The following is a 25867-nucleotide window of genomic DNA, read 5'->3' on the forward strand; positions in this document are numbered from 1 at the left end:
GCCAAAGGAATCAGTTACAGATCCCTTCCTGACACCTCCGGAGGCATTTGAGAAGGACTAACTCGATCTATATCAGCTGATCGGCAGGGTGGCGCACATCGCGCCGCCGCCATCGTGTAGAAAACCCGACGTGAGCACATCTGCGGGCATCGTCATCGTCGGAGGCGGGTTGGCCGCCGCCAGGACCGCCGAACAGCTGCGGCGGTCGGAGTTCGCCGGTGCCGTCACCATCGTCAGCGACGAAGACCATCTGCCGTACGACCGTCCGCCGCTGTCGAAGGAGGTGCTGCGGGCAGAGACCGACAACGTCACCCTCAAGCCTGCGGAGTTCTACGAGGAGAACAACATCACGGTGCGACTCGGCAACGGGGCGCGCTCGGTCGACACCGCCACCCAGAAGGTCACGCTCGCCGACGGCAGCGAGCTTGCATACGACGAGCTGGTCATCGCGACGGGCCTTGTGCCCAAGACGATTCCGTCGTTTCCGAAGCTGAAGGGCATTCGGGTGCTGCGCTCCCTCGACGAGAGCATCGCGCTGCGCAAGCAGGCCGGCTCGGCGCGGCAGGTGGTCGTCGTCGGCGCGGGCTTCATCGGTTGTGAGGTCGCCGCGAGCCTGCGCGGTATGGGCGTCAGCGTGGTGCTGGTCGAGCCGCAGCCGACGCCGCTGGCGACGGTGCTCGGCGAGCGGATCGGCGCGCTGGTGACCCGGCTGCATCAGGCCGAGGGTGTCGATGTCCGCTGCGGCGTCGGCGTCGCGGAGGTGCGGGGAACCGACGACGTCGAGAAGGTGGTGCTGACCGACGGCACCGAGCTGGACGCCGACCTGGTCGTTGTCGGCATCGGATCGAGGCCGGCCACCGACTGGCTCGAGGGCAGCGGCATCAAGCTGGACAACGGCGTGCTGTGCGACGACGTCGGCCGCACCAGCGCACCGCATGTCTGGGCTATCGGCGATGTGGCGTCGTGGCGCCATCCCGTGGGACACCAAGTGCGCGTGGAGCATTGGAGCAATGTCGCCGACCAGGCGCGGGTGATGGTGCCCGCGATGCTCGGCAGGGAGATAGCTCCGTCGGTCTCGGTGCCGTACTTCTGGAGCGACCAGTACGACGTGAAGATTCAGTGCCTCGGCGAGCCGCAGGCCGACGACACCGTGCACGTGGTGGAGGACGACGGCCGCAAGTTTTTGGCCTTCTACGAGCGCGACGGCGTGGTGGCCGGCGTCGTCGGCGGCGGGATGCCGGGCAAGGTCATGAAGGTGCGTTCCAAGATCGCCAACGGCGCCCCGATCGCCGACGTCCTCCCCTCGCCTTAGCGATTTCGGCGCGCTAAGCGGCGCTGAGCGCACGTGAGCGCGCCGAAATCGCTCTAGAAGGAGCCGAGGTAGAAGCGGGAGCCCTGGTCGTCGGCGCACAGCGCCGAGCGGCCGTAGGACTGCTGCGACGGCTCCTCGATGATGGTCCCGCCCGCCTCGCGGACCCGGGCGACGGCGGCGTCGACGTCCTCGACGGTCCACATCGGGACGGTCACCGAAGCGGCACTGCTGCCCGCGACCCCCGCCATCGGATGGGTCTGCTGAATTTGCCACCCGTCGGCGATCCGGCCCGGCTCGAACGTCCAGAACAGCACGCGGCTGTAGAACGCCTTGAACGCCGCCGAATCCGTCACCTCGTACGTGACGTACGAAAGCTCGCCTGGGCCAGTGCCATTGAGTGCAGGCCGCGGCTGACCTGGCTTCGGACGGTAGACGGCGAATGAGCGTCCCAGTGAATCGGTGGCGCCGCTGAGAGTGCCGAATTCGAACTCCTCGACCTGATCGACGGTGCCGCCGCCCGCGACGATCGCCTGCCGCGCGGCGGCGAGGTCGTCGACCGCGTAACAGCAGAACAGGGTCGGCGGGCCCGGGACGCTGAAGATGCCGATGCGCTCAGCGGTGTTGGTGACTTCGTGAGTCGCCGGGTCGTAGGTCCATCCCAGCACGTGGCCGTAGAACGCGGCGGCGCGGTCGGCGTCGGGCGTCCACAACGAGACGTAGCCGATGTCGCCGTGCTGAATGGGCAGCGCCGCGCCGGTGACCGGGCCGCTGAGCATCCAGCGGTGGCCGAACGGGTCGATGATGGCCGCGTTGCGGGCGCCGTAGTTCTCGTAGGGCTCGCGCTGCACGACCGCGCCCCGCTCGCGCGCCACCTGCAGCGTCGCGTCGGTGTCGCTGACATGCAACATCAAGCTCACCGAAACTGCATGCGGTTCAGGCGCTTTCAAGCCGAGCTCGGGATACTCGTCGGCCAGGTAGAGCACTCCGTCGCCGATCTGCAGCTCGGCATGTCCGACGCGGCCGTCGTCCATTTCATACATCTCGCCGACGAGCGTCGCGCCGAACACCTCTCGGTACCACGCGACGGCGTCCCTGGCGTTGGCAACGGACAGGTAGGGCAGCGCGGCGGCCCGCGGCGGCACCGAGGCGCCGCGGTCGGCGATCGGCTCGTTCAATTCGGCGATAGCGGTGTCGGTGCCGCTCATGTCGACTCCTCTCGTTCGGTTCGGCAGGAAGAGCGCCGATTCCAGACGCGCGCGCAGTCGGGCAGCGAACGCCGGATCAGGGTGAACCGGAAGCTCGTCGCCATGCAGCACGGTCAACGGATCGTGCCCGTTGGACGTCATGGCTTCCCTCCTTCCGGTGTGGGGTAGTGAGCGCGAAACGCCCGGCGTGCGCGCACCAGCAGTGCCTCTGTGGCGTGCACCGTGCGTCCGATCAACTCGGCGCACTCAGGGACACTGCAGTCGTCCATGTAGCGCAGGGCCAGCACGGTGCGGTGCTGCTCGGGCAGCCTCGCCAGCACGCTCTCGGCGACGATCCGGTCCAGTTCGGCGTCCCAGTCGTCTTCCGGATCCGAAGGTTCGGGCGGATCGGCGACGGGCACGGTGAACCGGTCGGAGCGACGCCGGTAGTGATCGGCGAGCTTGTGCCGCGCCACCCCGATCAACCACGGCACCGTGATCGGCGGCGGATCGTCTTTCCGCGCGGCATCCATTGCCGCCAGAAACGTTTCCGACGTCAAATCTTCGGCGGCCCCGCGATCACCGCAGCGCCGGACGAAGTAGCCGTACACCACGGGCAATGCCTCGTCGTACAGCGCCAACAGCGCCCGCGGAGCGTCACCGTGATCTGGTTCGGCGCTCACACCCTTATCGTCGCTGCAGCGGGCCGAACTCCGACGCCCCAATCGCGGAATTTTTTCGCAAGCCCCGCCGAGGCCCGATTCCGGCCTCAGCCCAGCGCGCCGAGTCCGTCGCCGATCGTGTCGAACGCGTCGCGCAGCGCCTTGGCCAGCGACTGGGGACCGCCGGGGGAGGACTCGTCGGCCAGCCAGTGCTCATAGGCCGACAGCGCGACCCCCAGCATCGTCCAGGCCACGGTCTGCGGGATCAGGTCGTCGGGCCTCGCGCCCAGCCGGCGCGCGACGAATTCGGCGACCACCGCACGCCAGCCGGCATACATCGTCATCGAGTAGGCCTGCAGTTCGGCGGTCTGCAGAATGACCCGCATCCGCTGCCGATGCCGAGCCGTCTCGGCCTCGTCAAAGTTGTTGAACCCCAAAAGCGCTGTGCGCAGTGCGTCCCTGATCGGCACGCTCGGGTCAAGGTCGTCCAACTGCCGACGCATGCGCTCGAGATGCGCATCGAAGTCACCCCACGGCAGCGCGTTCTTCGACGGGTAGTAGCGAAACAGGGTCCGGCGGGCGATACCGGCGGCATGTGCCACGTCGTCGACGCTGACCGCGTCGAAGCCACGGGCGGCGAACAAGTCGATAGCGACATTGCTGAGGTGATCGGGGGTCGTCGACCGGCGCCGACCCACGCGATGCTCGGAATTCGGCCGCATCACCACCCCGCTCTTCCATTGTGGCACTCGATGCCATATTCTTGCGATCTCGATCACAAATGTCGAGACCCAGAAAGGTGGGAACCATGGAGCCGAATCAGCAGCAGGAGACGGAGACGGAACTGGTCGCCGAGATCTTGGTCGAAGAGGTGTCGATCGACGGGATGTGCGGGGTCTACTGACCCCTCCTCGGATGACACAGGGACCTGACGTGACGTTCGACCCGGACGTCAGCTGGCGGCTACACCATCAGGTGGCGGTGCGGCCGGAGCCGTTCGGCGCGCTGCTGTACCACTTCGGCACGCGCAAGCTGTCGTTCCTGAAGAACCGGACGATCGTCGAGGTGGTCAATTCACTGAGCGACCACCCCGACGTCCGGTCTGCCTGCCGCGCGGCCGGGATCGACGACGCGCACCAGGGTCCGTATCTGCACGCGCTGGGCGTGTTGGCCCAGTCGAACATGCTCGTAACGGAAGAGAGTCGATGACGATAACCGATTCGTCACCAGTGCAACCGCCAGTGCAACCGGTGCCGCGGCTGGTCGAACAGTTCGAGCGCGGCCTGGACGCGCCGATCTGCTTGACGTGGGAGCTGACGTACGCCTGCAATCTCGCGTGCGTGCACTGCCTTTCGTCGTCGGGCAAGCGCGATCCGCGCGAGCTGACCACCGAGCAGTGCAAGGACATCATCGACGAGCTCGAGCGCATGCAGGTGTTCTACGTCAACATCGGCGGTGGCGAACCCACTGTGCGACCGGACTTCTGGGAGCTTGTCGACTACGCGACCGCCCACCACGTCGGAGTCAAGTTCTCCACCAACGGAGTTCGGATCACACCAGATGTGGCCGCCAAGCTGGCAGCCAGCGATTACGTCGACGTGCAGATCTCGCTGGACGGGGCCACCGCCGAGATCAACGACGCGGTGCGCGGCGATGGCTCGTTCGCTATGGCAACCCGCGCGCTGGAGAACCTGGCCGCGGCCGGCTTCAAGGACGCCAAGATCTCCGTGGTGGTCACCCGCCACAACGTCGATCAACTCGACGAATTCGCTGCGCTGGCAGCGCGTTACGGCGCCACGCTGCGGATCACTCGGTTGCGGCCGTCGGGCCGCGGCGCCGACGTGTGGGACGACCTGCACCCGACGCCCGAGCAGCAGGTGCAGCTGTACGACTGGCTCGTCGAACGCGGTGATCGCGTACTGACCGGTGACTCGTTCTTCCATCTGTCCGGACTCGGAGCGCCGGGGGCGCTCGCCGGATTGAACCTCTGCGGTGCGGGTCGTGTCGTCTGTCTCATCGATCCGGTGGGGGACGTCTACGCGTGCCCGTTCGCCATCCACGACCGGTTCCTGGCCGGAAACATCGTCTCCGACGGCGGCTTTGACAACATCTGGAAGAACGCGCCGCTGTTCCTGCAGCTGCGGGAGCCGCAATCGGCAGGCGCCTGCGGCAGCTGCGGCCACTACGACAGCTGCCGCGGCGGTTGCATGGCGGCCAAGTTCTTCACAGGCCTGCCCATGGATGGCCCCGATCCGGAATGCGTTGAGGGCTACGGTATCTCGGCGCTCGAGAAGGACAGAGTCAAGCCGAAGCCCAGCGTCGACCACTCACGCGGAACCAGGCAAGGTCCGATCCCATTGAAACTGTTGACGAAGCCACCCGCGCGGCTCTGCAACGAAAGTCCGGTCTAGCTCATGGCACGCGACACATGGTTCGAAACGGTGGCGTTCGCCCAGCAGCGGGCGAAGAAGCGGCTGCCGAAGTCGGTCTACAGTTCCCTGCTGGCCGCCAGCGAGAAGGGCATCACCGTCGCCGACAATGTCGAGGCGTTCGGCGAGCTCGGTTTCGCGCCGCACGTGATCGGCGCGATCGAGAAGCGTGATCTTTCGACAACCGTTATGGGGCAGGATATTTCGCTTCCTGTGGTGATTTCGCCGACGGGTGTGCAGGCGGTGCATCCCGATGGGGAGATCGCCGTCGCCCGCGCGGCCGCCGCACGGGGCACTGCGATGGGGCTGTCGTCGTTTGCGAGCAAGCCGATCGAAGACGTGGTCGCCGCCAACCCCAAGACCTTTTTCCAGGTGTACTGGCTCGGTGGCCGCGACGCGATCGCCGCCCGGGTGGAACGGGCCCGGGAGGCCGGCGCCGTCGGGCTGATCGCCACCACCGACTGGAGCTTCGCACACGGCCGTGACTGGGGCAGCCCCAAGATCCCCGAGCACATGGATCTACGCACGACGGTGCGGATGCTGCCGGAGGGTCTGACCCGGCCCCGGTGGTTCCTGCAATGGGCCAAGACCATGCGACCGCCGGACCTGCGCGTGCCCAACCAGGCCACGCGGGGAGAGCCTGGCCCGCCGTTCTTCGCCGCCTACGGCGAGTGGATGGCCACCCCGCCGCCCACCTGGGAGGACATCGCGTGGCTGCGCGAGCTGTGGGACGGACCGTTCATGCTCAAGGGCGTGATGCGCGTCGATGACGCGAAACGCGCTGTGGACGCAGGGGTTTCGACGATTTCGGTGTCCAATCACGGCGGTAACAACCTGGACGGCACGCCGGCGTCGATCCGGGCGCTGCCCGCGATCGCCGACGCCGTCGGCGACCAGATCGAGGTCCTGCTGGACGGCGGCGTGCGGCGCGGCAGCGACGTCGTCAAGGCGCTGGCGCTTGGCGCGCGGGCGGTCATGATCGGCCGGGCCTATCTCTGGGGCCTGGCCGCCGAGGGGCAAGCGGGGGTCGAGAACGTCCTCGACATTCTCCGCAGCGGCATCGACTCGGCGATGATGGGCCTCGGGTGCGCCTCGGTTCACGACCTCGTGCCGGGCGACGTTGTGGTGCCGCCCGGGTTCACCCGAGCGTTGGGTGTGCCACCGGAGGGTGGCGACCAGTAGCAGTCCGAATCCGACGCGTGCGCCGTCGACACCACTACCAGCCCAATCGTCGCTGAGACATGCGTGGCAGGGGAGACAGACGGGGTTAGCCGACACCCGCTGAAGCAAATGGCCGAAAAACATTCTGCTCGCATGCGCCAACAACCGGCGCACAGCAGGTGAATTCGTCCTACCATCGGCGGGTGGCTTTCCTCAGCGAGCTTGGGAACTCAACCTCGAGGCAGCTGCACGGCACGTCACCCGCGTTGGTTATCCCGGTCGGTTCCACCGAACAGCATGGACCTCACCTGCCGCTGGATACCGACACCAGAATCGCCAGTGCCGTCGCTCGGGGGGTTGCTGAACGGCTCGCGGAAGCCGATCATGAGAACCGATGGATGCTTGCACCGCCGATCGGCTACGGCGCCAGCGGCGAACACCAGAGCTTTCCCGGCACTGTGTCGATCGGCACGTCGGCACTACGGCTGTTGTTGGTGGAGTTCGGGCGGTCGGCGGCGAGTTGGGCGCATCGGCTGGTGTTCATCAACGGGCACGGGGGGAACATGGAGGCATTGGCGGCTGCGGTCGCGCTGCTACGGTACGAGGGACGAGACGTCGCATGGTGCTCGTGCACCACGAAGAACGCCGACGCTCACGCGGGGCACACGGAAACGTCTGTATTACTCTATCTTTCGCCTGAGGACGTGCGTGTCGACGAGAGTGTGCCCGGCAATCGCGCACCGCTCGCCGACCTGCTGCCCGCCATGCGCACGGGCGGGGTGGCCGCGGTGAGCGACGTCGGAGTGCTCGGAGATCCCACCACCGCGACGGCGGCCCACGGGGCACAACTGTTCGCCGAGATGGTCGACGCGACCCTAGCCAGGATCACGCGTTGGACGCCGGATCGGGACGGGATGCTCATATGAGCCAGCCCCGCCTACCGGATGGCTTCGCCGTGCAAGTCGACCGCCGAGTCAAGGTGCTGGGCGAGGGCGCCGCGCTGCTCGGCGGGTCGCCCACCCGGTTGTTGCGGCTGGCGCCCGCAGCGCAGACCATGCTCAATGGAGGCCGGCTCGAGGTGCACGATGCACTCAGCGCGCAGGTCGCCCGCACCCTGCTCGACGCCACCGTCGCGCACCCGCGACCAGCCAGCGGGCCATCTCATCGTGACGTCACCGTCGTAATACCCGTGCGGGACAACGCATCTGGCGTGCACCGACTGGTGTCGGCGCTTCGTGGCCTGCGCGTCGTCGTGGTCGACGACGGATCGGTCACCCCGATCCAGCAAGCGGACTTCGAGGGCATGCACTGCGACGTGCATGTGCTGCGCCACCCGTACAGCAGGGGTCCGGCCGCAGCGCGCAACACCGGCTTGGCCGTGTGCACGACGGACTTCGTCGCGTTCCTCGACTCCGATGTCGTTCCCCGGCGCGGATGGCTGGAAGCGCTGCTCGGTCACTTCTGCGATCCTGCAGTGGCTTTGGTAGCTCCGCGCATCGTGAACCTGGCGCAGCCGGACAGCCTGATCGCCCGCTACGAGGCGGTGCGGTCCTCGCTGGACCTCGGCCAGCGAGAGGCGCCCGTGGTGCCGTACGGCACGGTCTCCTACGTGCCGAGCGCCGCCATCATCTGCCGGCGTTCCGTGATGAACGAGGTGGGCGGTTTCGACGAAACGCTGAAGTCGGGCGAGGATGTCGACCTGTGCTGGCGGTTCGTCGAAGCCGGAGCTCGGTTGCGCTACGAGCCCATCGCCATGGTCGCCCACGAACATCGCACACAACTACGAGAATGGTTCGCGCGCAGGGCATTTTACGGTGAATCGGCTGCGCCGCTATCCGTGCGACATCCCGGCAAGACAGCACCGCTGGTCATCTCAGGATGGACGCTGGTGGTGTGGATCCTGCTCACGATGGGCTCCGCGATCGGCTACCTGGCGTCGATGCTGGTGGCCGCGATCACCGGCCGGCGGATCGCAAAGTCGCTCGACAGCGTCGACACCGAGCCGAAAGAAGTCGCGGTCGTGGCGGCCCACGCTCTGTGGTCAGGCGCGCTGCAACTCGCCGCGGCCATCTGTCGGCACTACTGGCCCATCGCTCTGATCGCCGCTCTGCTGTCGCGCCGGTGCAGAAACGTGGTGCTGGTCGCGGCGATCGTGGACGGCCTGGTGGACTGGCTGAGGCGGCGCGGTAACTCCGACGACGACGCCAAGCCTGTCGGCCTCGTCAGTTATCTGCTCCTCAAGCGCCTCGACGACATCGCCTACGGCACCGGGCTGTGGACCGGGGTGATTCGGGAACGGCACGTCGGCGCGTTGAAACCGCAGATCCGGACCTGAAGCACCACATTGCAGGGTGATGCTGTCGGCGCTTTTAGCGACGTCCTCGTCATCGGCGCAGGCAGCGCTGGATCCGTTGTAGCCGAGCGTCTTTCCCGCGACGAATCCTGCCGGGTCACGGTCGTCGAGTCCGGACCCGCACCGTCCGATCCGCGGGTGAGGGCACAGATCACCAACGCCGTGAGGATGCCGATCGGTGCGGCCAGTTCGGTCGTGCGCCACTACACGGCCAAGCTGACGGACCATCCGGTACGGCACGGGCACGTCATGCGTGGCGCGGTGGTCGGCGGTTCGGGCGCGGTCAACGGCGGCTACTTCTGCCGCGCGCTGCCCGAGGATTTCGAGAGGTGGTCACTGCCGGGCTGGTCGTGGGATGATGTGCTGCCACACTTTCTGGCGATCGAGAGCGATCTGGACTTCGACGGACCGCTACACGGTTCAGCGGGACCGATACTCGTGCGCCGGGTATCCGAATTCGACGGGTGCACAGCAAGTTTCGTCGACGCCGCCACCGAGATGGGCTATCCATGGGTTGCCGATCTGAACGGTGCGGAGCCGGGGAAGCCGCCGGAACACGGCATCGGTGCCGTCCCGCTGAACATCAACGGCGGCATCAGAATTGGCCCAGGTGGAGCCTTCCTCCAGCCGGCCCTCGACCGTCCGAACCTGACACTCGTGGCCGATACACGGGTCATCCGAATCCGAATCGACGGCGGTCGCGCGACGGGCGTCGAATGCGGCGGCACCGACGGCCACCTCCTCTTGGCCGCTGATCGCGTTGTATTGTGCGCTGGCGCAATAGGATCAGCGCAATTGCTGATGCTGTCGGGCATCGGTCCCGAAGATGTGCTCACCGCAGCGGGCATCCCCGTGTCAGTCGAACTTCCCGTAGGCGCAAGGACGAGTGATCATCCCGAATGGGTGGTGCCGGTCGGGTGGACGCCCACTCACGACCTGCCGCCGGTGGAGGCGATCCTCACCACGCCGAACGGTCTTGAGATTCGTCCGTATACGCGGGGATTCGGCGCGATGGTCGACGGCGCCGCTCCCGATCCCGCTGACCGACCGCATATCGGCGTCGCGCTCATGCACCCTCGATCACGGGGCAGATTGAGGGTTGTGTCCACCGATCCCGACGCCGCGCCCGTCATCGAGCAGCGATACGACACAGACCCTCACGATGTGGCCGCGTTGAGCGCAGGCGCGGAGCTGGCCCGCGAACTCGCCTCGACCACAACGACAGTCGGCCGAGCAACGTGGTCCACGTCGCAGCATCTGTGTGGCTCGGCGCCGATGGGAAGCGACGGCGATGCCGACGCCGTTGTCGACGAGCGCTGCGCCGTGCGCGGCGTCGACGGGCTATGGGTGATCGACGGATCCGTCCTGCCCACCGTCACCGGCCGCGGCCCGCACGCGACCATCGTCATGCTCGGCCACCGCGCCGCCGACTTCGTCGTCGCCTAGCGCCGACGCCGCCGGGCTGCCGGACTTGCCGAAACGGCTTAGCACTCCGCGCGTCACGCGCGGCTGAGTGCCGTCGCGACCGGGCGCCACGAACGCCACGACGACGGCCGCGATCGCCAGCACGACGGCCAACACGACAACCGACAGCTCCATCGCGTCGAGGAACGCCGACTCGGCCAGCCGGAACAGCTCGGCACCCTGCGGTCCCATCTGTTCGGCCACCTCGAGCGCATTGGCGATCGAATCCAGTGCAGGACCGCGGACCTGCTCGGGCAATCCGACCAGACCGGGGCTCAGGGCGCTGCTGTACTGAGCCGCCAGCACCGACCCGGCCACCGCGATCCCGATCGCCGCCCCGACTTCACGGGTGGTGTCGTTGACAGCCGAAGCGACGCCCTGCTTTTCGGTGGGCACCGCATTCATGATCGCCGAAGTCGTCGGCGCCACACACAATCCGATGCCGACGGCGATGGTGAGGAACGGCGCGACCATGGTCACATACGAGGTGTCCGCCTCGAGGAAGCTCATCCAGTAAAGCCCGGCGGCGATGAACCCCAAGCCGCTCGAAACCGCCACCCGCAGACCAATCTTCGGAAGATACAGATGCATGGTGGCGCCCAGCGCCATCACGGGAACCGCCAACGGGGTCAACGCCAGACCGGTCGTCAACGCGCTGTAGCCGAGGACCAGCTGCATGTACTGCATGATGACCAAGAAGAAGCCGAAGTTGGCGAAGAACAGGAAGGTGATGCCGAGCGAGCCGGTCGCGAAATCCGGTTTGGCGAACAGCCGTACGTCCAGCAGAGGATGCGGGCGGCGCAATTCGACTGCGGCGAAAACGCCCGCCAACACCACACCCGCCAACATGCACCCCCAGACGACGGGATGGGTCCACCCGCGCGGCGGGGCTTCAAGGACGCCGAACACGAACACTGCGACCGCTGCGCCGCTCAGCACCGCGCCGACCCAATCCACCGGAGTTGCGGTTTCGTCGCGCGCCGACCGGATCGTCAGCGTGCAAGCGAACATGAGAACTCCGGCCGCGGCGAAGCCGTAGAAGATCGACTGCCACGGGAAGAAGTGCAGCAGCAGGCCGGTTCCCATGAAACCGACGACCGCGCCCGAACTCGCGACGCCTGCCCAGATCCCGACCGCCTTGTTGCGTTCGCTTTTCGGAAACGCCGATGTCAACAACGACAGCGTGGCCGGCATGATGAACGCCGCGCCGACGCCTGCGACCGCGCGCGCGACGATGATCTGCGTCGGGCTGTCGAAGATCGTCGGGGCAAGCGAGGCGACGGCGAAGATCGCGAGGCCGAGCAACAACGCGCCCCGTCGTCCATAGCGGTCACCGAGGGCGCCCGCAGGCAACAGCAGACACGCCAACACCAATGTGTACCCGTCGACCACCCAGGTCAGTTGGGTCTGGGTGGCCGCCGTCTCGAGCGCAATGTCGGGCAGCGCAGCGTTGAGCGCCACCATCGACGCGATCACCAACAGCACATCGACCGCGGCGACGGTCAGCAACCAGAAGCGCCCGAACTTCGAAAGGGTGACGAGGTTGGCGTCGATATCCTGTTCGGACCGGACGAGGGTGTCGGCCATCTGTCGTCGCTCTCTTTCGGCGGATAATCTCTGAGACTAACAGTCTCGGACAGAGACTTATAGTCTTGTTCCCACTTGGGAGGTGACGTAAACGATGACCGGGCGTACTGACCCGCGACCAGCACGATCGCGGGCGCGGCTCCTGGATGCGGCCACCGCACTGCTGCGCTCAGGCGGGCCGAGCGCCGTGACCGTCGATGCGGTCACCCGCGCCGCCAACGTAGCTCGCGCCACGCTCTATCGCCACTTCCCGAGCGGAAATGATTTGCTGGCAGCCGCTTTTCACGCCTTGATACCTCCGGTACCGACGCCGCCTGCCGAAGGTTCGCTGCGGGACCGCCTGATCGCACTGGTGCAGGCGCAGGCCGAAATGATCGCCGAGGCGCCGGGCACGCTGACGGCGATGTCGTGGCTCAGCCTCGGCGGGGACCTCGATCGGTTGCCGGGGGCCCCGCATCGCGGCTCGCCCGACAGCCCCGAGGTGTGCACGCTGCGGGAGCGGGTCGCCGAGCAGTATGCGGCGCCGTTCGACGCGATTCTGAGCAGTCCGCAGGCGGCGGCCGAACTCGGCGACGTCGACCGCGCCGAGGCGGCCGCGCTGCTGCTCGGCCCCATCGCGCTGGGGAAGCTGTCGACCCTGCCCGATTTCGATTACCGCAGGATCGCCGTCGCCGCCGTGGACGGATTCTTAGCCACCCACCGGAAGAAGACCCGCGAAGTCAGCGCACCGAGTAGCGAATCGGCAGGTGCTTGAGACCGCCGACGAAGGTCGTCGCCGAAAGCTCCGGTTTTCCAGCCAGCTCAATGGATTCCAGGCGCGGCAGCAACTCGGTGAAGAAGCTGTTCATCTCCATGCGGGCGAGTGCGGCGCCCAAGCAGAAGTGCACGCCGTAGCCGAAGGACAGGTGCTTGTTCGGGTCGCGTCCGACGTCGAACCGGAACGGGTCGTCGAAGATCTCTTCGTCGCGGTTGCCCGAAACATAAGCGAGATAGACGGATTCGCCCTTGGCGATGCGCACACCGCGCACCTCGGTGTCCTCCGCGGCGGTGCGCATGAACTCTTTGACCGGGGTCGCCCAGCGAATCATCTCCTCGACCGCCGTCGGCATCAGGTTCATGTTCTCCTGCAGCCGCTTCAGCTCGCCGGGATTCTCGATCAGCGCATGTAGTCCGCCGGAGATCGCGTCCTTGGTGGTGTCGTGACCCGCGCTGGCCACGATGACGTAGTACGACAGCGTGTCCACGTCGGACATCAGCTCGCCGTCGATGCGTCCGTTGGCGATCGCCGACGCCAGATCCTCTGTCGGGTTGGCGCGGCGCGAGGCCGTCAATGCCGAGAAGTAGTTGAAGAAGTCGGTGAGGACAGCGAGCAGATCCTCGGGGGAGTCACCGCGCTGGTGTTCGGCATCTTGGCCGCCGAACATCTCCTGCGTCAGCTTCATCATCCGCGGGAAGTCGTCCTCGGGCAGGCCGAGCAGCGAAAGGATCACATACAGCGGGAAGTTGACCGCGATCTCCTCGACGAAGTCGCATTCGGGGCCGATGTCGCGCATCTTGTCGACGTAGCGCTTGGCCAACTCGTCCACCCGAACCTTCAGGGCGCGCATGGCCTTTGGCCGGAACCAGTCCGCGCCGATGGCCCGAACTTTGCGATGGTGCGGGTCGTCCATGTGGATGAGCGTGCGAAGACCCATGCCGGCCTCCATCTGGGCCTTCAATGCGTCGTCAACCTCCGCGGCGGCCAGCAGGGGACGCGGCTCGGACAGGAACAGGTCGTTGGCGCGCTCGATGGCCATGATGTCGGCGTGCTTGGTGATCGCCCAGAACGGCCGGTACGGCGGATTGTCGACCCACGCCACCGGATTGTTCGCCCGCAGATGGGTGAGCGCCGCGTGCAGGCGCTCGTCGTCGGCGTAGGCGCTGGGATCGGCGAGGACCTTGGCGGCTTCGTCCATGGTTGGCGTGCTCATCGAGCCTCCTGGCGTGCTGCGGCGCAGAACTTGACGGGTGTCAAGTTTAGAGTCTAATCGATCGGTGCGGCCGGGATGCAGGGTGTTGGCCCAATCGCTGCGTAGGCTCGGATTCCGTGCTGCCCGGGACGGCTCGAAGCCTGCGAGTGGTCCTGATCGTCGTGTTGGCGACGGTCCTGATCGTCGCGCTCGGCCGTGTCCTCGGGCCCTCGACGCGGGCCGTCCTACCGGACATCCTGCAGCCGCCCTCACCCGTCATCCCCCCGACGCCGCACCCGCAGACCGACACGTCGCTGGTGCGTACGGAGGCGGGCATGGTGCGCGGGGTGGTGGAGTCCGATCACCGGTTGTTCACCGGCATCCCTTATGCCGCACCGCCTGTCGGCTCGCTGCGGTTCCGCCCGCCGAGGCCGCCGACGCCGTGGGCAGGTGTGCGCGACGCGACCGAGCCCGGCCCGCGGTGCATCCAGGATCCGGGCGCCGACCCGGAGTTCGGCAGGCAGAGCGACGAGGACTGCCTCAACCTCAACGTCTGGACACCGGCGCTGACTGGATCGCCGCGGCCGGTGATGGTGTGGATCCACGGCGGCTCGTTCACGGGTGGCAGCGGCAAGATGTACGACGCCAGGTGGCTCGTCACGCGCGGCGACATCGTCGTCGTCACCATCAACTACCGCCTCGGAACGCTCGGGTTCCTGGCGCATCCGGCGCTGGGGCCGCCCGGCGCCGTCGGCAATTATGGGCTGCTGGACCAGCAGGCGGCCCTGCGTTGGGTGCGCGACAACATCGCGAACTTCGGCGGCGACCCCGACCGCGTCACCGTTGCGGGCGAATCCGCAGGCGGCATGTCGGTGTGCGATCACCTGGTGGCGCCGGGCTCGAAGGGGCTGTTCCGGGCGGCGATCATCCAGAGCGCACCGTGCGGGGCGCAGGCCGACCTGCCGACCGCCGAGCGCAAGAGCATCGACTACGCGGCCCAGGCCGGGTGCCCGGATCCGAAAACCGCGGCGGACTGCCTGCGCTCGCTACCGGTCGACAAGCTGCGAAAACCCGTGACCTTCTACAACATCGGTGAGGACGCGTTGCCGGGGCCGGTGTCGAAATCCGCGGTGCTGCCAGTGGATCCGGTGACCGCGATCGCCAACAACGACGCCGCCCGGGTGCCGGTGTTGATCGGGACCAACCGCGACGAGTTCACGCTTTTCGTTGCGCTGCAATATCTTCGGTTGGGCGTGTCGTATACGCCCGAGCACTACCCCGAGCTGCTGCGGGACACCTTCGGGGCCAACGCCGCCGCGGTCGAGCAGCGGTATCCGCTCAGCGACTTCGGGGGCAGCACCGCGTCGGCATATTCGGCGGCGGTTACCGACGGGGTGTTCTCCTGCGTCGCCGAGAGAATGAGCGACGACCTCGCTCGTGTCGGACCGGTATACGCCTACGAGTTCAACGACCGCGACGCGCCTGCACCAGAAGCCATGCGCAACTTGCCTTTTCCGGTTGGAGCGAGCCACTCGCTGGAGTTGCGCTTCCTGTTCGAGGTCGGCGGCGCCGATCCGCTCGACCGTGAGCAGCAGGCGCTGTCCGACCAGATGATCGACTACTGGAGTCAGTTCATCGTCAAGGGATCCCCTCAGGCCGCGGGCAATCCGGACTGGCCTGCGCTCGGCACCGACGTCGACGCGCAGCCGTGGATGTCGCTGGGACCGGGCGGCAGTCGCATCGTCAGAACGTTCGACGACACCCACAACTGCAAGTTCTGGGCGAACCTGCCCGCATAGGGCCGTTTTGGGCCGCAGGGGGGCGACATAGGCTGGCGTCATGCCGACTCCGGATCCGCAACGGTTCGCCAACGAATGGGTGCGAGCGTGGAATGCCCATGACATCGAGGCTGTGCTCGCCCACTTCCACGACGACGTCGTGTTCACCTCGCCGGTGGCCGCGCGGGTACTGCCGGAGTCGGCGGGCGTGGTGCGGGGCAAGGTCGCGCTGCGGCACTACTGGAACACCGCGTTGAAGACGCTGCCGGATCTGCGCTTCGAGGTCGTCGGGGTGTACCAGGGGTGCTCGACGCTGGCGATCAACTACCGCAACCACCGCGGCGAACTGGTCAACGAAGTGCTGACCTTCGACGGGGATGTGGTGGTCGAAGGCCACGGCACCTACTTGACGTAGTCGGGCTTCGCCGTCACCCAGCAGGTGATGTCGGCGTGCACCACCTCGGTGCCCGATCTGTCGGTGACGCTGACCGGGATCACCACGTCGACGCCGTCGGTGATCGTCGAGAAATCCGGCGGGTCGAGGCGTGCCTGCGCGCGCAATGAGGTGGTGGCCTTCTGCAGGTACTGCACCGTCATCGCCTTGGGAATCCAGCGGTGGCTGGTCGGCACGGTCGCCTCCATCAACATGCCCATCGCCATCTCCGCGGCGTTGCACGACGCGATCGCGTGCACGGTGTGCAGATGGTTGTAGACGAAGAACCACTTCGGCACCCTGACCTCAGCCAGGCCGGGCTCCATGTGGACGACGTGCGGGAGGATCGAGGTGAAATAGGGCACCCGGGCCATCGCCGCCGCCGAGAACAGGCGGGTGCCACCGGGCACTCGGGCGAGCCGTTCCCACATCCGATACGTAGTGGTCGGGGCTGTCATGCCGGGCTACCTTACTCTGGAGTAAGAAAAGGGCCCCTCGGCTTGCGCCGAGATCGACCTTTTGGTGCGATCTACTCGCACTTTTGCGCCCATTTGTCGGTTTGGGCGTCGAGGGGGCGGGGATTTGGAGCAGCACGCGATTTAGGGCATACTGGTCGGGTTGCTCTGAGCCGGGTAATCGCGCCTGGCCGGGCACACGACCGGCGCCCACAGGGGCGCATCCGGTGCCAACTTCGACAATGGCGGATTTCCGTCGATGCGAAGTGTGCGTGCGGGCGACACACCCGACCGCGGGGGCCGGTGCACATAGACAGGTAAACAGCGGCGGCAACACCAGCGCTGACCAGCGCAGTGACCAGGTCCGGGCACGGGCCGGCCGATGTACGAAGCAGGAGCGAGGTAGGAGAAGCGTGGCGGGACAAAAGATCCGCATCAGGCTCAAGGCCTACGACCACGAGGCGATTGACGCCTCGGCACGCAAGATCGTCGAAACGGTCACCCGTACCGGCGCCAGCGTCGTGGGCCCCGTGCCGCTGCCGACCGAGAAGAACGTGTACTGCGTTATCCGGTCCCCGCATAAGTACAAGGACTCGCGGGAGCACTTCGAGATGCGCACGCACAAGCGGCTGATCGACATCCTCGACCCGACGCCGAAGACCGTTGACGCGCTGATGCGCATCGATCTGCCGGCCAGCGTCGACGTCAACATTCAGTAGACATCCCAGTAGGAGCAACCCGAACAATGGCTAGAAAAGGCATTCTGGGCACCAAACTGGGCATGACGCAGGTGTTCGACGAGAACAACAGGGTCGTGCCGGTGACGGTCGTCAAGGCCGGCCCGAACGTCGTGACGCGCATCCGCACGCCGGAGCGCGACGGCTATAGCGCCATCCAGTTGGCCTACGGCGAGATCAGCCCGCGCAAGGTGAACAAGCCGCTGGCTGGGCAGTACAACGCCGCGGGCGTCAACCCGCGCAGGCATCTCGCCGAGCTGCGCCTCGACGATGAGGCCGCCGCCGAGTACGAGGTCGGCCAGGAGCTGACCGCCGACATCTTCACCGACGGCACCTACGTCGACGTGACCGGCACCTCCAAGGGCAAGGGCTTCGCGGGCACCATGAAGCGCCACGGGTTCCGCGGGCAAGGCGCCAGCCACGGCGCCCAGGCCGTGCACCGCCGGCCCGGTTCCATCGGCGGCTGCGCCACCCCGGGCCGTGTCTTCAAGGGCACCCGCATGTCGGGCCGGATGGGCAACAACCGGGTCACCACGCAGAACCTGCTGGTGCACAAGGTCGACGCGGAGAACGGCGTGCTGCTGATCAAGGGCGCCATCCCCGGGCGCACCGGCGGCCTGGTCATGGTCCGGAGCGCGATCAAGCGAGGCGAAAAGTAATGGCGAACAAGAAAATTGACGTTCACACGCCGGCAGGCAAGACGGACGGCTCCGTCGAGTTGCCCGCCGAGTTGTTCGACGTCGAGCCGAACATCCCGCTGATGCACCAGGTGGTCACGGCGCAGCTCGCGGCGGCCCGTCAGGGCACTCACGCGACGAAGACCCGCGGCGAGGTGCGCGGCGGCGGCCGGAAACCGTACCGGCAGAAGGGCACCGGTCGCGCCCGCCAGGGTTCGACGCGTGCGCCCCAGTACACCGGTGGTGGCACCGTGCACGGCCCGAAGCCGCGCGACTACAGCGAGCGGACCCCGAAGAAGATGATCCGCGCGGCGTTGCGCGGCGCACTGTCCGATCGCGCCCGCAACGGTCGCATCCATGCGGTCACCGAACTGGTGGAGGGTCAGACACCGTCGACCAAGAGCGCCAAGGCTTTCCTCGGCTCGCTCGTTGAGGGCAAGCAGGTGCTGGTCGTCATCGGCCGCAGCGACGAGACCGGCGTCAAGAGCGTCCGGAATCTGAGCAACGTGCATGTGATCGCGCCGGACCAGCTCAACACCTACGACGTGCTGCACGCCGACGACGTGGTGTTCAGCGTCGAGGCGTTGAACTCCTTCATCAGTGCGGCCACCCGAAGCCCCGAAGAAAACGATGCGGAGGTCACGGCCTGATGGCGACCGTCACCGATCCGCGCGACATCATCTTGTCGCCGGTCATCTCCGAAAAGTCCTATGGGCTGATCGAGGACAACGTCTACACGTTCATCGTTCACCCCGACTCGAACAAGACCCAGATCAAGATCGCCGTTGAGAAGATCTTCAAGGTCAAGGTCGCGTCCGTGAACACCGCCAACCGCCAAGGCAAGCGCAAGCGCACCCGCGCTGGATACGGCAGGCGCAAGAGCACCAAGCGCGCCATCGTCACGCTGGCCGAGGGCAGCAAGCCGATCGACCTGTTCGGTCAGCAACCGTCCTAGCGAGAGAAGCTGAGAGACAACCGTTATGGGAATTCGCAAGTACAAGCCGACGACCCCCGGTCGCCGCGGTGCCAGCGTCGCCGACTTCGCCGAGATCACTCGTGACCATCCGGAGAAGTCGCTGGTGCGCCCGCTGCACGGCAAGGGCGGTCGAAATGCGCATGGACGGATCACCACTCGGCACAAGGGCGGTGGCCACAAGCGCGCCTACCGGGTGATCGACTTCCGTCGTCACGACAAGGACGGCGTCGACGCCAAGGTCGCCCACATCGAGTACGACCCGAACCGCACCGCGCGGATCGCGTTGCTGCACTACCTGGATGGCGAAAAGCGCTACATCCTGGCGCCCGAGGGTCTGCGGCAGGGCGACATGGTCGAGTCCGGCCCGAACGCCGACATCAAGCCCGGCAACAGCCTGCCGCTGCGCAACATCCCGTCGGGCACCGTGGTGCACGCCGTCGAGTTGCGGCCCGGCGGCGGGGCGAAGTTGGCCCGGTCCGCAGGCGCGGGCATTCAGCTGCTGGGTAAAGAGGGCACCTACGCATCACTGCGCATGCCCAGCGGTGAGATCCGCCGCGTCGACGTGCGCTGCCGCGCCACTGTCGGCGAGGTGGGCAACGCCGAGCAGGCGAACATCAACTGGGGCAAGGCAGGCCGCATGCGGTGGAAGGGCAAGCGCCCCACCGTCCGCGGTGTCGTCATGAACCCGGTCGATCACCCGCACGGCGGCGGTGAAGGCAAGACCTCCGGCGGCCGTCACCCGGTCAGCCCGTGGGGTAAGCCCGAGGGCCGCACCCGCAAGGCGAACAAGCCGAGCGACAAACTCATCGTCCGACGCCGGCGCACCGGCAAGAAGCACCACCGGTAAAGACAGCGAGAGACAGAGATGCCACGCAGCCTGAAGAAAGGTCCGTTCGTCGACGACCATCTGCTGAAGAAGGTCGACGCACAGAACGAGAAGAACACCAAGCAGGTCATCAAGACCTGGTCGCGCCGGTCGACCATCATCCCCGACTTCATCGGACACACCTTCGCGGTCCACGACGGCCGCAAGCACGTCCCGGTGTTCGTCACCGAGGCGATGGTGGGTCACAAGCTCGGCGAGTTCGCACCCACCCGCACGTTCAAGGGTCACATCAAGGATGACCGGAAGGCGAAGAGGCGATGAGCGCCCCTGTTACCGAATATCCGACCGCGACGGCGAAGGCGCGCTTCGTCCGCGTTTCGGCGACCAAGGCGCGCCGGGTGATCAACCTGGTGCGCGGTAAGTCCGTGTCCGAGGCGCTGGACATCCTGCGCTGGGCACCGCAGGCCGCCAGCGAGCCGGTCGCCAAGGTGATCGCCAGCGCGGCCGCCAACGCGCAGAACAACGAGGGCCTCGACCCGTCGACGCTGGTGGTCGCCACCGTCTACGCCGACGAGGGGCCGACGGCCAAGCGCATCCGGCCGCGCGCGCAGGGACGGGCGTTCCGAATTCGCAAGCGCACCAGCCACATCACCGTGGTCGTCGAAAGCCGTCCGCCCCGCAGCGAGCGCGGCGGTCAGTCCTCGGCCAGCAGCGCCCGCGCGCGTCGTGCGCAGGCCAGCAAGGCCGCTGCGGCCAAGAAGGCTCCTGCGACGAAGGCTTCTGGAGCCGAGAAGGCGACCGCCGAGAAGTCGGCGACATCAAGTACCGCCGAGAAGGCGAGCGCAAAGAAGACGACCGCTGAGAAGGCCGCAAAGAAGGCTCCGGCGAAGAAGGCTTCGGACGAAGCGAAGGAGGGCTCAGAGTAGTGGGCCAGAAAATCAACCCCCACGGCTTCCGGCTCGGTATCACCACCGACTGGAAGTCCCGGTGGTATGCCGACAAGCAGTACAAGGACTACGTCAAGGAAGACGTCGCGATCCGTCGGCTGCTGGCCACCGGTCTCGAGCGCGCCGGCATCGCTGACGTCGAGATCGAGCGCACCCGCGACAGGGTCCGCGTCGACATCCACACCGCGCGGCCGGGCATCGTCATCGGCCGTCGCGGCACCGAAGCCGACCGCATCCGCGCCGACCTGGAGAAGCTGACCGGCAAGCAGGTTCAGCTCAACATCCTCGAGGTGAAAAACCCTGAGTCGCAGGCGCAGTTGGTGGCCCAGGGTGTCGCCGAGCAGTTGAGCAACCGCGTGGCGTTCCGTCGCGCGATGCGCAAGGCGATCCAGTCGGCGATGCGCCAGCCCAACGTGAAGGGCATCCGCGTGCAGTGCTCGGGCCGCCTCGGCGGCGCTGAGATGAGCCGCTCGGAGTTCTACCGCGAGGGCCGCGTGCCGTTGCACACCCTGCGCGCCGACATCGACTACGGCCTGTACGAGGCCAAGACCACCTTCGGTCGCATCGGCGTGAAGGTGTGGATTTACAAGGGCGACATCGTCGGCGGCAAGCGTGAGCTGGCGGCCGCCGTTCCCGCGGGCGCCGAGCGCCCGCGCCGCGAGCGTCCGTCTCGCCCGCGTCGCAGCGGCGCATCGGGCACCACCGCGACGGGTACCACCGCGAGCGCTGACGCCGGTCGCGCGCCGTCGGGCACCGAACAGGCCCCCGCGACTGCGGAGGCGTCGGCGGGCACCGAGGCCGCTGCAGGTGCTGCCGCCGAGGCCACCCCGCAGACCAAGGAAGGCACGGAGAGCTGAATCATGTTGATTCCCCGCAAGGTCAAGCACCGCAAGCAGCACCACCCGCGACAGCGCGGGATCGCTAGCGGCGGCACCTCGGTGAGCTTCGGTGACTACGGCATCCAGGCACTGGAACACGCCTACATCACCAACCGGCAGATCGAGTCGGCGCGTATCGCGATCAACCGACACATCAAGCGTGGCGGCAAGGTGTGGATCAACATCTTCCCCGACCGTCCGCTGACGAAGAAGCCGGCTGAAACCCGCATGGGTTCGGGTAAGGGATCGCCGGAATGGTGGGTGGCCAACGTCAAACCGGGTCGCGTGCTGTTCGAGTTGAGCTATCCCGATGAGGGGACCGCACGGGCGGCACTGACCCGCGCGATTCACAAGTTGCCGATCAAGGCACGCATCATTACCCGAGAGGAGCAGTTCTGATGGCAGTGGGTTTGACGCCGGGCGAACTGCGCGAGCTGACCGACGAGGAGTTGGAAGACAAGCTGCGCGAGTCCAAGGAAGAGCTGTTCAATCTGCGCTTCCAGATGGCGACCGGACAGCTGGCCAACAACCGTCGGCTGCGTACCGTGCGTCAGGAGATTGCGCGGGTATACACCATTCTCCGCGAACGTGAGCTGGGTCTGGCCTCCGGACCCGGTGGTGAGGAATCGTAATGGCAGACAACGCAACTAAAGCGTCGCCGAAGGGCGAAAAGGGACCCAAGCGCACGCCGCGCGCCCAAAAGCCCCGCGGCCGTCGCAAGACAGCGATCGGGTACGTGGTCAGCGACAAGATGGAGAAGACCATCGTGGTCGAGCTGGAGGACCGGGTGAAGCACCCGCTCTACGGCAAGATCATCCGGACCACGAAGAAGGTCAAGGCCCACGACGAGAACGGTGACGCCGGCATCGGCGACCGGGTCTCGCTGATGGAGACGCGGCCGCTGTCGGCAACCAAGCGCTGGCGGCTCGTCGAAATCCTCGAGAAGGCCAAGTAGCAAGCCGCACAAGTCGCGATAGCCCCCGCACCGCTCGGTGCCGGGGGCTTTTGCGTTTCTGATTGAGGGCTGCCGCGCTAACCGTTGTTCGCCGACTCGCGCCACGCCCGTTCGAACGGCAGACGCCATGCGTGCGGCGCGATCAACTGGTGGATGGCGTTGGGGCCCCAGGTGCCTGGCGGGTACGGCTTGACGGGAGGCGGGTCGGCCAGCAGTTCGGCCGACCGCTCCCACAGCGACTCGATGCCCTCCGCGGTGGTGAACAACGTGTGGTCGCCGCGCATCGCGTCAAGGAGGAGACGTTCGTAGGCCTCCAGCACGTCGGTGGAGGTGTCGATCTCCTGCGTCGAGAACTGCATCGACAGCTTGTCGAGTTTCATGCCGGGACCCGGGCGCTTGCCGTAGAAGGACAGCGACACTTTGGAATTGTCGGCCAGATCGAACGTCAGGTGGTCGGGGCCTTGCGAGCCGACGCCGGAGCCGGGCGGAAACATCGACCGGGGCGCCTCTTTGAACGCGATCGAGATGATCCGCATGCCCTCGGCCATCTGCTTGCCCGTGCGCAGATAGACAGGAACACCGGCCCACCGCCAGTTGTCGATGCCGACCTTGAGGGCGATGAACGTTTCGGTGTCGGAATCCCTTGCCACGCCTTCGAGTTCGCGGTATCCGGTGAACTGGCCGCGCACCACCTCGCTGGGTTTGACCGGCAGCATGGAGCGGAACACCTTGTTCTTCTCCTCGCTGATAGCGCGCGGTTCCAGCGCCGTCGGCGGCTCCATCACGACGAACGCCATCACCTGGAACAGATGGGTGACGACCATGTCCTTGTACGCGCCGGTGCTTTCGTAGAAGTTGGCCCGCTGGTCCAGCCCCAGCGTCTCGGGGATGTCGATCTGGATGTGGTCGATGAAGTTGCGGTTCCAGATCGGTTCGAACAGGCCGTTGGCGAACCTGAACGCCAGGATGTTCTGGGCGGCCTCCTTGCCCAGGAAGTGGTCGATGCGAAAGATCTGCTCTTCGGCGAAGGTCTGATGGACGAAGTCGTTGAGTTCGACCGCACTGGCCAGATCGGTGCCGAACGGTTTTTCCATCACGACGCGGGCCCGGTCCACCAGATTGGCGTCGCGCAGCGTGTTGATGACTGCCCGCGCGGCTTTGGGCGGCACCGAAAGATAATGCAGCCGACGGACATCGGGGCCGAGCTTGGCTTCGGCCGCGTGGACGGCTTCGGCCAGGGCGGCCGAGCCCGCGCTCTGCGGCACGTAGGTGACGATCTGGGCGAACCGGCGCCATTGCTCATCGGTCAGCTTGTGCGTGCCGAACTCGTCGATCGCCGACTTGGCCAACTCCAGGAACTCGTCGCGCGAGATGTCCTCCAGCGACGTGGCGACGATCTGCATATCGGGCGCCAACTCGGACTGGTCGAGGTAGGCCAGGCCCGGGATCAGTTTTCGGCGGGCCAGGTCACCCGTCGCACCGAACAGCACGACGACGTGCGGGTCGACCGCGACGTCCTCGTATCGGTGCGGGCGCGCTTCGGGGGCGGGATAGGAGATCGTCTGCGGTTCGCTTGTGGGCACGTTTCGCATGTTTCCATCGCGGCGATTCGCGTGCACGGTCTACCCATGCTCCGCAACGGCGATCTTGGCGGCGATGCCCTCGAGCAGCAGCGCGAGCCCGGAGCGGAAATCGTCGACGTGGTCGCCTTGGGCGTCGGTGAACGCCCCGCCCTCGATGGCGGCGGCCAGCGCGGGGAAACGATCGGCGGTGACCACCCGTCGAAGCAGGCCCGGGTAGTCGACGGTCTCGGCCTGTCCGACGTCGAGGGCCAGCGCGGCTGCGCCGCGAACAAAATGCAGCACCGCCATCACCGCGGCCAGCTTGTCGCGTTCGGCCAGTCCGGTGCGGGCCAACGCGGCCAGGCCGGCGTCCAGCCACGCGAGCTGGCCGGGATCCAGCGGGGGACCGGCCGACGCGGCCTGCAGCAGCCACCGGTGGCGGTGATAGACGTCCCACAGCGCGACCGCCCAATCGGTAAGGGCTGCAGTCCAATCGGTGCCGTTGGTGCGCGGCGGCGGATCCGCCGCGGCCGAAAGCATGAACGTCAGCAGCTCGTCTTTGTTGGCGATGTGCCGGTACAGCGACATCGTGCCGCAGCCGAGCCGCTCAGCGAGCCGAGCCATCGACAGCGCCGCCAGGCCCTCGGCATCGGCCAACTCGACCGCCGCTGCGACGATGCGTTGGCGGTTCAGGCCGCTGGACCTCCGCGACGGGGTCGTGTCCTGCCACAGGATCTGCAGTGCGCGGGGGAGTGGCTGGTTGCTCATCAACCGTCAGCGTAATCCAGAGGCACACCTGGGTGCGTATAACGTACGCTAAGGCGTATGGCATACGCATCTCCTGCTCGGCGTTGGCTGCCGCCCGCGCTTGCCGTGGTCGTGGCAGGGTTTCTGGCGGTGTCGGTGCCGCCCTACTTCGTCGGCGAGAGCCGCGTGCCTGCCACCTTTGCGCTGCACTATCCCCTTCTGGTCGGGCACGTGATGTCGGCCAGCGTCGCGATGGTGTCTGCCGTCGCCCAGATCTGGCCGGGTCTGCGCCGCTGTCATCCGGTCCTGCACCGGCGCGTCGGCCGTGTCTACGTGTGGACAGCGGTCCCGGCCTCGGCATCGGCACTGGTGATCGGCGCGGCCACGCCGTTTGGTCCGATCCTTGCCGTCAGCAACGTGGTGCTGGCGTCGCTGTGGCTGTGGTTCACCGTCAACGGTTTCCTCGCGGCGCGTGCGCGTCGGTTCGCCGCCCACCGCGCGCACATGATCCGCAGCGCGACACTGGCATTGTCGATCATTACGAACCGCATCTGGGCGCCACTGCTGTTTGTCGCACTAGATCCGTTGCGGGCCAGTGTGTTCGGCGGCGTCGAGCAACACTACGTCTGGGTCGTGGCAGGTGTCAGCGGGTGGCTGGGCTGGACGATCCCGCTACTGATCGTGCATCGGTGGCTGTCGCGCGACACGGCAGTGTCGCCGTCGTCAATTCTCGGGCAAACTAGTCGCCAATCGGGGTAGTCTCCGGGCGGTTGGGCATCGATTTGGCGACATACT

Annotated in this window: 31 protein-coding genes; 23 read left to right on the forward strand and 8 right to left on the reverse strand. The window is 66.7% G+C overall.

The window, feature by feature from the left end; translation table 11 throughout:
• The first annotated feature begins 130 nt into the window (after positions 1-130).
• Complete coding sequence (locus tag CQY20_RS16865; protein ID WP_097941231.1) at positions 131-1312, forward strand: NAD(P)/FAD-dependent oxidoreductase; 1182 nt, start codon at positions 131-133, stop codon at positions 1310-1312.
• Positions 1313-1365: 53 nt separating this feature from the next.
• Here CQY20_RS16865 and CQY20_RS16870 read toward each other — a convergent pair whose 3' ends face one another.
• The 3 genes from CQY20_RS16870 to mftR form a co-directional block, all read right to left on the reverse strand.
• On the reverse strand, positions 1366-2658 hold the full coding sequence (locus tag CQY20_RS16870; protein WP_097941232.1) for a VOC family protein: 1293 nt from the start codon (positions 2656-2658) through the stop codon (positions 1366-1368).
• Positions 2655-3179 carry an RNA polymerase sigma factor gene (locus tag CQY20_RS16875; RefSeq protein WP_097941233.1) on the reverse strand — a complete coding sequence of 175 codons (525 nt, stop codon included), beginning with the start codon at positions 3177-3179 and terminating at the stop codon, positions 2655-2657. The genes CQY20_RS16870 and CQY20_RS16875 overlap by 4 nt, the downstream gene beginning before the upstream one ends.
• 86 nt (positions 3180-3265) lie before the next feature.
• On the reverse strand, positions 3266-3880 hold the full coding sequence (gene mftR / locus CQY20_RS16880; RefSeq protein ID WP_097941298.1) for a mycofactocin system transcriptional regulator MftR: 615 nt from the start codon (positions 3878-3880) through the stop codon (positions 3266-3268).
• A gap of 86 nt (positions 3881-3966) precedes the next feature.
• On the opposite strand from mftR, the gene mftA reads away from it, so the two are divergent.
• The 7 genes from mftA to mftG all read left to right on the forward strand — a co-directional run bounded on the left by mftA (position 3967) and on the right by mftG (position 10547).
• Complete coding sequence (mftA, locus tag CQY20_RS16885) at positions 3967-4062, forward strand: mycofactocin precursor MftA (RefSeq protein ID WP_097941234.1); 96 nt, start codon at positions 3967-3969, stop codon at positions 4060-4062.
• Positions 4063-4073: 11 nt separating this feature from the next.
• On the forward strand, positions 4074-4367 hold the full coding sequence (mftB, locus tag CQY20_RS16890; RefSeq protein ID WP_097941235.1) for a mycofactocin biosynthesis chaperone MftB: 294 nt from the start codon (positions 4074-4076) through the stop codon (positions 4365-4367).
• The gene (gene mftC, locus CQY20_RS16895) at positions 4364-5569 is read left to right on the forward strand and encodes a mycofactocin radical SAM maturase (protein WP_097941236.1); all 1206 of its coding nucleotides are present in this window, start codon (positions 4364-4366) and stop codon (positions 5567-5569) included. The genes mftB and mftC overlap by 4 nt, the downstream gene beginning before the upstream one ends.
• Before the next feature lie 3 nt (positions 5570-5572).
• Positions 5573-6769, forward strand: a complete 1197-nt coding sequence (mftD, locus tag CQY20_RS16900) for a pre-mycofactocin synthase MftD (RefSeq protein ID WP_097941237.1) — start codon at positions 5573-5575, stop codon at positions 6767-6769.
• Between the two features lie 158 nt (positions 6770-6927).
• Positions 6928-7674: a mycofactocin biosynthesis peptidyl-dipeptidase MftE gene (gene mftE, locus CQY20_RS16905; RefSeq protein WP_097941238.1), complete on the forward strand. Its 747-nt coding sequence runs from the start codon at positions 6928-6930 to the stop codon at positions 7672-7674.
• Positions 7671-9083, forward strand: a complete 1413-nt coding sequence (gene mftF / locus CQY20_RS16910) for a mycofactocin biosynthesis glycosyltransferase MftF (RefSeq protein WP_097941239.1) — start codon at positions 7671-7673, stop codon at positions 9081-9083. Before mftE ends, mftF begins: the two co-directional genes overlap by 4 nt.
• 9 nt (positions 9084-9092) lie before the next feature.
• A complete protein-coding gene (gene mftG / locus CQY20_RS16915) occupies positions 9093-10547 on the forward strand; it encodes a mycofactocin dehydrogenase MftG (protein WP_097941240.1) in 1455 nt (484 codons plus the stop codon).
• On the opposite strand, the gene CQY20_RS16920 is transcribed toward mftG, so the two are convergent.
• Complete coding sequence (locus tag CQY20_RS16920; RefSeq protein WP_097941241.1) at positions 10443-12152, reverse strand: MFS transporter; 1710 nt, start codon at positions 12150-12152, stop codon at positions 10443-10445. The two genes, mftG and CQY20_RS16920, sit on opposite strands and share 105 nt — an antisense overlap.
• Positions 12153-12246: 94 nt before the next feature.
• Between CQY20_RS16920 and CQY20_RS16925 the strand changes: the two genes are divergently transcribed.
• Positions 12247-12906, forward strand: a complete 660-nt coding sequence (locus CQY20_RS16925; protein ID WP_097941242.1) for a TetR/AcrR family transcriptional regulator — start codon at positions 12247-12249, stop codon at positions 12904-12906.
• Here CQY20_RS16925 and CQY20_RS16930 read toward each other — a convergent pair.
• Positions 12872-14122: a cytochrome P450 gene (locus CQY20_RS16930; protein ID WP_097941243.1), complete on the reverse strand. Its 1251-nt coding sequence runs from the start codon at positions 14120-14122 to the stop codon at positions 12872-12874. The genes CQY20_RS16925 and CQY20_RS16930 overlap by 35 nt on opposite strands.
• Positions 14123-14238: 116 nt before the next feature.
• On the opposite strand from CQY20_RS16930, the gene CQY20_RS16935 reads away from it, so the two are divergent.
• Both CQY20_RS16935 and CQY20_RS16940 read left to right on the forward strand, forming a co-directional pair.
• On the forward strand, positions 14239-15900 hold the full coding sequence (locus CQY20_RS16935; protein WP_371871021.1) for a carboxylesterase/lipase family protein: 1662 nt from the start codon (positions 14239-14241) through the stop codon (positions 15898-15900).
• A gap of 40 nt (positions 15901-15940) precedes the next feature.
• Positions 15941-16294 (forward strand): nuclear transport factor 2 family protein, encoded by a 354-nt coding sequence (locus CQY20_RS16940; protein ID WP_097941244.1) that lies wholly within the window; start codon positions 15941-15943, stop codon positions 16292-16294.
• Here CQY20_RS16940 and CQY20_RS16945 read toward each other — a convergent pair.
• Positions 16282-16770 carry a hotdog fold domain-containing protein gene (locus CQY20_RS16945; RefSeq protein ID WP_097941245.1) on the reverse strand — a complete coding sequence of 163 codons (489 nt, stop codon included), beginning with the start codon at positions 16768-16770 and terminating at the stop codon, positions 16282-16284. The two genes, CQY20_RS16940 and CQY20_RS16945, sit on opposite strands and share 13 nt — an antisense overlap.
• Before the next feature lie 410 nt (positions 16771-17180).
• Here CQY20_RS16945 and rpsJ point away from each other — a divergent pair, with 410 nt between their 5' ends.
• From rpsJ to rpsQ, 11 genes are read left to right on the forward strand one after another with little or no spacing between them, the layout of a single operon-like run.
• Positions 17181-17486, forward strand: a complete 306-nt coding sequence (gene rpsJ / locus CQY20_RS16950) for a 30S ribosomal protein S10 (protein ID WP_003883485.1) — start codon at positions 17181-17183, stop codon at positions 17484-17486.
• A 26-nt stretch (positions 17487-17512) separates the two neighbouring features.
• Complete coding sequence (rplC, locus tag CQY20_RS16955) at positions 17513-18163, forward strand: 50S ribosomal protein L3 (protein ID WP_097941246.1); 651 nt, start codon at positions 17513-17515, stop codon at positions 18161-18163.
• Positions 18163-18831 carry a 50S ribosomal protein L4 gene (gene rplD / locus CQY20_RS16960; RefSeq protein ID WP_097941247.1) on the forward strand — a complete coding sequence of 223 codons (669 nt, stop codon included), beginning with the start codon at positions 18163-18165 and terminating at the stop codon, positions 18829-18831. The genes rplC and rplD overlap by 1 nt, the downstream gene beginning before the upstream one ends.
• Entirely contained in the window at positions 18831-19136 is a 306-nt protein-coding gene (gene rplW, locus CQY20_RS16965) for a 50S ribosomal protein L23 (protein ID WP_097941248.1), read from the forward strand. The genes rplD and rplW overlap by 1 nt, the downstream gene beginning before the upstream one ends.
• A gap of 25 nt (positions 19137-19161) precedes the next feature.
• The gene (gene rplB, locus CQY20_RS16970) at positions 19162-20004 is read left to right on the forward strand and encodes a 50S ribosomal protein L2 (protein WP_097941249.1); all 843 of its coding nucleotides are present in this window, start codon (positions 19162-19164) and stop codon (positions 20002-20004) included.
• A gap of 18 nt (positions 20005-20022) precedes the next feature.
• Positions 20023-20304, forward strand: a complete 282-nt coding sequence (gene rpsS / locus CQY20_RS16975) for a 30S ribosomal protein S19 (RefSeq protein WP_007167837.1) — start codon at positions 20023-20025, stop codon at positions 20302-20304.
• Complete coding sequence (rplV, locus tag CQY20_RS16980) at positions 20301-20909, forward strand: 50S ribosomal protein L22 (protein ID WP_097941250.1); 609 nt, start codon at positions 20301-20303, stop codon at positions 20907-20909. Before rpsS ends, rplV begins: the two co-directional genes overlap by 4 nt.
• Positions 20909-21787: a 30S ribosomal protein S3 gene (rpsC, locus tag CQY20_RS16985; protein ID WP_097941251.1), complete on the forward strand. Its 879-nt coding sequence runs from the start codon at positions 20909-20911 to the stop codon at positions 21785-21787. Before rplV ends, rpsC begins: the two co-directional genes overlap by 1 nt.
• 3 nt (positions 21788-21790) lie before the next feature.
• Positions 21791-22207 carry a 50S ribosomal protein L16 gene (rplP, locus tag CQY20_RS16990; protein WP_097941252.1) on the forward strand — a complete coding sequence of 139 codons (417 nt, stop codon included), beginning with the start codon at positions 21791-21793 and terminating at the stop codon, positions 22205-22207.
• Positions 22207-22440 carry a 50S ribosomal protein L29 gene (gene rpmC, locus CQY20_RS16995; RefSeq protein ID WP_097941253.1) on the forward strand — a complete coding sequence of 78 codons (234 nt, stop codon included), beginning with the start codon at positions 22207-22209 and terminating at the stop codon, positions 22438-22440. The genes rplP and rpmC overlap by 1 nt, the downstream gene beginning before the upstream one ends.
• A complete protein-coding gene (rpsQ, locus tag CQY20_RS17000; protein ID WP_097941254.1) occupies positions 22440-22763 on the forward strand; it encodes a 30S ribosomal protein S17 in 324 nt (107 codons plus the stop codon). Before rpmC ends, rpsQ begins: the two co-directional genes overlap by 1 nt.
• Before the next feature lie 77 nt (positions 22764-22840).
• Here rpsQ and zwf read toward each other — a convergent pair whose 3' ends face one another.
• Positions 22841-24346, reverse strand: a complete 1506-nt coding sequence (zwf, locus tag CQY20_RS17005) for a glucose-6-phosphate dehydrogenase (RefSeq protein WP_097941300.1) — start codon at positions 24344-24346, stop codon at positions 22841-22843.
• Positions 24347-24385: 39 nt separating this feature from the next.
• On the reverse strand, positions 24386-25093 hold the full coding sequence (locus tag CQY20_RS17010) for a TetR/AcrR family transcriptional regulator (RefSeq protein WP_097941255.1): 708 nt from the start codon (positions 25091-25093) through the stop codon (positions 24386-24388).
• 57 nt (positions 25094-25150) lie between these two features.
• Between CQY20_RS17010 and CQY20_RS17015 the strand changes: the two genes are divergently transcribed.
• Positions 25151-25831, forward strand: coding sequence for a DUF2306 domain-containing protein (locus tag CQY20_RS17015; RefSeq protein ID WP_097941256.1), 681 nt, complete (start codon positions 25151-25153; stop codon positions 25829-25831).
• Positions 25832-25867: the final 36 nt, after the last annotated feature.

Origin of the sequence: Mycolicibacterium agri, from assembly GCF_002553505.1 — a bacterium.
Taxonomy (GTDB): domain Bacteria; phylum Actinomycetota; class Actinomycetes; order Mycobacteriales; family Mycobacteriaceae; genus Mycobacterium; species Mycobacterium agri.